This is a genomic window from Limosilactobacillus reuteri subsp. porcinus, assembly GCF_036621895.1.
Lineage (GTDB): Bacteria > Bacillota > Bacilli > Lactobacillales > Lactobacillaceae > Limosilactobacillus > Limosilactobacillus reuteri_J.
On sequence record NZ_LN887428.1, the window covers coordinates 1 to 5,142 of the forward strand.

Annotated in this window: 6 protein-coding genes; 2 read left to right on the forward strand and 4 right to left on the reverse strand. The window is 40.0% G+C overall.

Annotated features, from left to right (window positions below):
• Window positions 1-159 precede the first annotated feature (159 nt).
• Window positions 160-816: an HAD family hydrolase gene (locus AACL61_RS06595; protein WP_086142333.1), complete on the forward strand. Its 657-nt coding sequence runs from the start codon at window positions 160-162 to the stop codon at window positions 814-816.
• Between the two features lie 93 nt (window positions 817-909).
• On the opposite strand, the gene AACL61_RS06600 is transcribed toward AACL61_RS06595, so the two are convergent.
• From AACL61_RS06600 to AACL61_RS06610, 4 genes are all read right to left on the reverse strand, one after another.
• Window positions 910-1,497: a hypothetical protein gene (locus tag AACL61_RS06600; protein WP_086142332.1), complete on the reverse strand. Its 588-nt coding sequence runs from the start codon at window positions 1,495-1,497 to the stop codon at window positions 910-912.
• Between the two features lie 30 nt (window positions 1,498-1,527).
• A complete protein-coding gene (locus AACL61_RS06605; RefSeq protein WP_003670028.1) occupies window positions 1,528-1,758 on the reverse strand; it encodes a hypothetical protein in 231 nt (76 codons plus the stop codon).
• An 802-nt stretch (window positions 1,759-2,560) separates the two neighbouring features.
• Entirely contained in the window at window positions 2,561-2,779 is a 219-nt protein-coding gene (locus AACL61_RS09940) for a zinc-ribbon domain-containing protein (protein WP_086142330.1), read from the reverse strand.
• On the reverse strand, window positions 2,776-3,774 hold the full coding sequence (locus AACL61_RS06610) for an NAD(P)/FAD-dependent oxidoreductase (protein ID WP_086142329.1): 999 nt from the start codon (window positions 3,772-3,774) through the stop codon (window positions 2,776-2,778). The genes AACL61_RS09940 and AACL61_RS06610 overlap by 4 nt, the downstream gene beginning before the upstream one ends.
• Before the next feature lie 163 nt (window positions 3,775-3,937).
• Here AACL61_RS06610 and AACL61_RS06615 point away from each other — a divergent pair, with 163 nt between their 5' ends.
• On the forward strand, window positions 3,938-4,900 hold the full coding sequence (locus AACL61_RS06615) for a nucleoside hydrolase (RefSeq protein WP_086142328.1): 963 nt from the start codon (window positions 3,938-3,940) through the stop codon (window positions 4,898-4,900).
• Window positions 4,901-5,142 lie beyond the last annotated feature (242 nt).

The following is a 5,142-nucleotide window of genomic DNA, read 5'->3' on the forward strand; positions in this document are numbered from 1 at the left end:
AAGCACTAACGTACTTTAAGAGAGCGATTCATCCCCTACTTATAGAAGTGGGGGTATTCTCGCAAATTTATGGATAAAAAGGTAATTTATCAGCTATTCTAATCTCAATCTTTTCTGAAATTGTTATACAATTAAGAACATACTTATATTTTATAAAGGATGAATAAAATGGCACAGAAGATTGAGAATTTTATTTTTGATATTGACGGCACTTTAATTGATACTATTGATATGTATATGCCAGCAATGATTGATGTTTTAGCTCAACATGGTCACCCAGTTGCACCCGACAAAGTAGAGCAAACTAAGCATGACTTATTTGGTATTACGGGACAAGATGCCCTCCGTCTTGCTGGAATTAGTGAGGATGAAATTCCGGCGATCCAACAAGACTGGTTTAAGCTGGCTTATCAACGTGCTGATCAAGTAAAAGTGATTGAAGGAATTCCGGAAATGCTTAATGCCCTTGCCAATCGTGAAGATGCAAGGATCGCCATCGCAACTTCAAAACTCGCTGACGAATACCAAGAATACTTCGTTAACAAATATGACTTTGCAAAGTTATTTAAGGTTGCCATTACGTCTGCTGATACTAAAAAGCATAAGCCAGCTCCAGATCCTATTTTAGCGGCAATGGATAAAATGGGAGCAGATCCCGCCACTACTGTTTATGTTGGAGACACGATCAATGATATGAAAGCCGCCCATGCAGCTGGTGCCAAGTTTGCAGGCGCCCTTTACTCTTCTGCAAATCCCGACAGTATTAAAGACGCTGATTTCCCATTAATGAAGCCCGCTGATCTCTTAGAAATTTAAAACAAATAAGGAGTCTCTGGTGTTTAGAATTCAAACGTTAGAGACTTCTTTTAATTGTTATTCATGTCCACCTTAAGAATTTTATTAATAATACTACTTTGGAGTCTTTACATGCTCTGCAACATATTCTCGAGCCGTTTTTTCTGGCATTTGGTAAACATTAACGAGAGCGGCCACTATTTCTGACGGTGCAGTCTTTTGACTGGCTAAAAACTTAACTAATTTTTGTTTCGACTCTTCTCTTTCTTCTCGCCGTGCGTCCATTAAATCAAGCTCGAACTTCATAAAGCCTCGTCTCCTCTCTGGCTCCTGCTTAATCTTAATAATCTCGTCTTGAATCTTAATAATAAACTTACTCTTATTGTCTACTCGATTACGCATTAAAGCAAGGAAGTTCTTAATCGGCTGCTCATCTTTAGTAAATTCTTTAGCCAAGGCATTAAAGATCACAACTGTCCGTTGGTCGCCTAATTTCAACTGATGATTACGAGTACACGCCATTTCAAACACATAACGAGCCCAACCATAGCCAAAATAATCAAAATTACAAAACATGAGCACATAGGTCGGATGAAGACTTAAATCGCGATAATCCTTGCCCGGCAAGAGTAATCCATGATCTATTTGCTCTTGACAATACCGCAAGCGATAAGGCAAATTCTGTCGGTCAGCTACCTGCATCTCAATAACAATATTGTTGCCATCTTCATCCTACACATAAACATCATAACGGACGCGCCGGCCAGCTACGACATTAATATCTTTTTGAGTTGTTAACTGGACGATTTGAGTTGCCTTTAAATGGGGTAATGCACGATTAATCAATTCTAAACAAATTTCTTTATTCTGCATAACCATCCCGAACATTGGATCACTCGTAATAGTCATCTTTTCCCACTTTTCGAGGGCCTTTTCATAGTTCTCTGGCAATTTCTTACACATTTCCTCAATCCTTTCACTTCTACCTCACTATAAAGATATATACGTAAAAAATTGCCTTTTGCACTAAAAATCCCTAAGTCAGTATTGCTACCAACTTAGGGACTTCAACTATCCAACTGAAATATACATTAATTGCCGGCCTTCGTAATCTACGGATTATCCTCGCCAGCTATCTCTTCATTCAGCATAATAGCCGGTCAGCAAATCATTCTGTTACACAAGAAATAATTATTCATTAAGAAAAGACTTAAGATTAAGCTCTCATAACTTAATCTTAAGTCTTTTTAATAGTCGTCAATTATAGTTATCACTCAAAATTAACGTCTGAATTTTGATGAATTTTACTTGTTTATTGCCTTTGACCACACAAGAGTCCCTTTCTCGTTGGTAAATCTTATCATGTCTACCAGGAGCCGTCGAAAACATCTCGGCACCATCCCTTATAATTACCCTTTGCGGGCCACTTACTATTGCATCCCTTTTTCTAACATAAAGCGAGTAATGTTTGTTTTGACGATATAATTTTTGGGCTTTCTTTAAGCTTACTACTTTAAGTGGTTGGGCTCCCTGCGCGTCTCTTCCGATATATGCAATACTGAAATGTTGGTGCAATAAATTGTTTGTGTTATTTAAAATATAATAGTCATTATAAAGTACTTTTTTATTTTTATCGAAGTATCTGAATTCTAGTGCTTCAGTCTTATTTGGAGTCAATGAATTACTGGCGTTTTTGGTTCCTAAATAAGTAAATAAAGCAATTGAAAGGCCAAAAGCGATGAGGGCGATATACCCCCACCGCTTATTATTTTTTTCTGGGTGTAATTTTGCGTGAAACTAGCTGATGATTACCTTGACTTAGCTTCGTATGACATACTGAACATTCTCGTGACCCTAATGCATTAACTTTTCCACAATTAGGACAGACTAAGGCAAGCATCTGTCCTTTAAGGGGTTTCCCACAATTCTCACAGACTTCGGCATCGTCTGGATTTAATGTATTACAGTAGGGACATTTTTTCATTTAGTAATCCCCATTGAAGAGCTGTGCATTGCCATTCGCTTATCGGGATAGAGTTTCTTAGCTAGGGCGGTTACCGCTGTCGGTGCTTCACCAAAGCCGGATGCAATCAATGCGACTTTCCCCGGGTAGGTCACACCATCCCCGATCGCATATACCCCTTCAACACTGGTCTCCATCATTGAATCGACTTTGATCAAGTTGCGCTCTGCTGCTAAGTCAAGGGACCACTGATTTAAGGCCGCATTGTTAGAAGTAAATCCATAGTTAACCACAATCTTATCCACATTCAATTGTGCTTCGTCGTCACTACGCATCTTCTTAAGGTCAAGCGTTACCGTTTCATCGTCTTCCACCGTTAATGCGCGTGGTAAGAAAGGCGTATCCAGTTGTACAGATGACTGTTTAAGCTGAGTTACAGTATGCTCCAGACCGCGGAACTGGTCCCGCCGATGGACAAGGTGGACTTCCTTAGCAACGGGTTCAAGCATCAAGGCAATATCAATCGCGGAGTCGCCCCCACCAAGAATGGCAACCCGCTTGTCCGCATAATCAGCTTTATGATTAACAAAATATGAAAGCTGCTTGCCTTCAATCTCAGCTGCTCCCTCTAAAGCAAGCTTACGCGGAGTAAACGCCCCGTTACCAAGAGCAATGATTACTGCTCGTGACCGGGATACCCGCTTTGCTGATTTGATGGTAAAGGTTCCATCGTCTTTTTTAATGACGTCCTCAACAGTTTCACCGAGGAATTGGTCAATCGGTGCCACTGCCATTTGCTCTTCTAGCTTAGCAATTAGGTCATGTCCAGTTACACCTGGCATTCCCGCTACATCCCAAACTTGTTTTTCAGGATAGAGTGCCCCTACTTGTCCGCCAAGTTGTGGAAGGCTTTCAATTAGCTGGGCATCTAATTCATGAAGGCCGCAATAAAATGAAGCAAACATCCCCGCTGGACCTCCACCAATAATTGTCACATCGTAAATTTTCTCTGCCATTTCTCCTCTGATCCTTTCATTTTCATCTCTAGAAGTATTATATCATCTTTATTTTTCTAAAATTTAGTAAGCGGTCTCAAATTTTAATTGTAATTATTCAAAATTTAAATTAACATATTATATACAGAGATTGATTTTGCTTAAAATTGGAGGAATAAATACTATGGCAAAACGTAAAATGATTCTTGATTTAGATACTGGTGTTGATGACGCTTTAGCTATTGCCTATGCGCTCGCTGACCCAGAAGTTGATCTAATCGGAATTGTAAGTTCATATGGTAACAACCTATTAGATGTTTGTGCCGAAAACAGCCTTAAGTTATTGGAATTATTAGGTCACACTGATATTCCAGTATTTAAGGGTCTTCCACATTCATGCACTACTGACCACTTTGATGTAATGCAAGTTTCAAAGGATATCCACGGTGATAACGGTATCGGTGATGTTGAATTACCTGCGCCAAGTCGGGTTCTTGAAGAACAATCCGGTGTTGATTTCTACATCGAAGCCGCTCACAAGTATGGCAAGGACTTAATCATCATCCCTACTGGTCCAATGACTAACTTAGCTGCTGCTTTGAAGAAGGATCCTGAAATTGCTGACTTGATTGGTAATGTCACATTCATGGGTGGTGCCTTAACTGTTGAAGGTAATGTTACTCCTGTCGCAGAAGCTAACATTAACCAAGATCCAAAGGCTGCCGATGAAGTAATGAAGTCCAATTTGCCACTTACGATGGTTGGTCTTGATGTTACTCTTCGTACTCTTCTTACTAAGAACGAAACAAAGCAATGGCGTGAATTAGGCACTGCTTCCGGTAAGGCTTTTGCTGATATTACCGACTTCTACATCGACGCTTACTACAACCTTGATATTGATAAGCGTGGTTGTGCCCTCCACGATCCATTAGCTGTTGGTGTTGGTATTGACCCATCATTTGTTTCAACTATTAGCTTATTCATGAAGGTTGTTTACCAAGAAGGACCTTACTATGGTCGGACAATCGGTGACAACGCTAAGTTAAACGATCCTAACCCTAATGTTAAGGTTGCTGTTAACGTTGACAAAGAACGTTACCTTAAGGCCTTCATGGACCGCCTAAACAAGCTTTTCAAAGAAAATTAAAGTAAGTGGGAATTAACCTCCTCGACAAGGCGGTGGGCTAAGGATAGAACGGTGATTAGCACGGCACGGGCTGATTATCGTTCGGACTTAGCCTCGAGCCTTGTGGTTGATTTCCACGATATCTTAACAAATATTCGCATTAAGAGGCTGTTGAAAATAATTCTCCAGTCTCTTTTCATTTTACAAGGCGTTATTCTCCTGTTTTTCTTCGATAGTTGTTATATTGAACTACTCCCACTTAG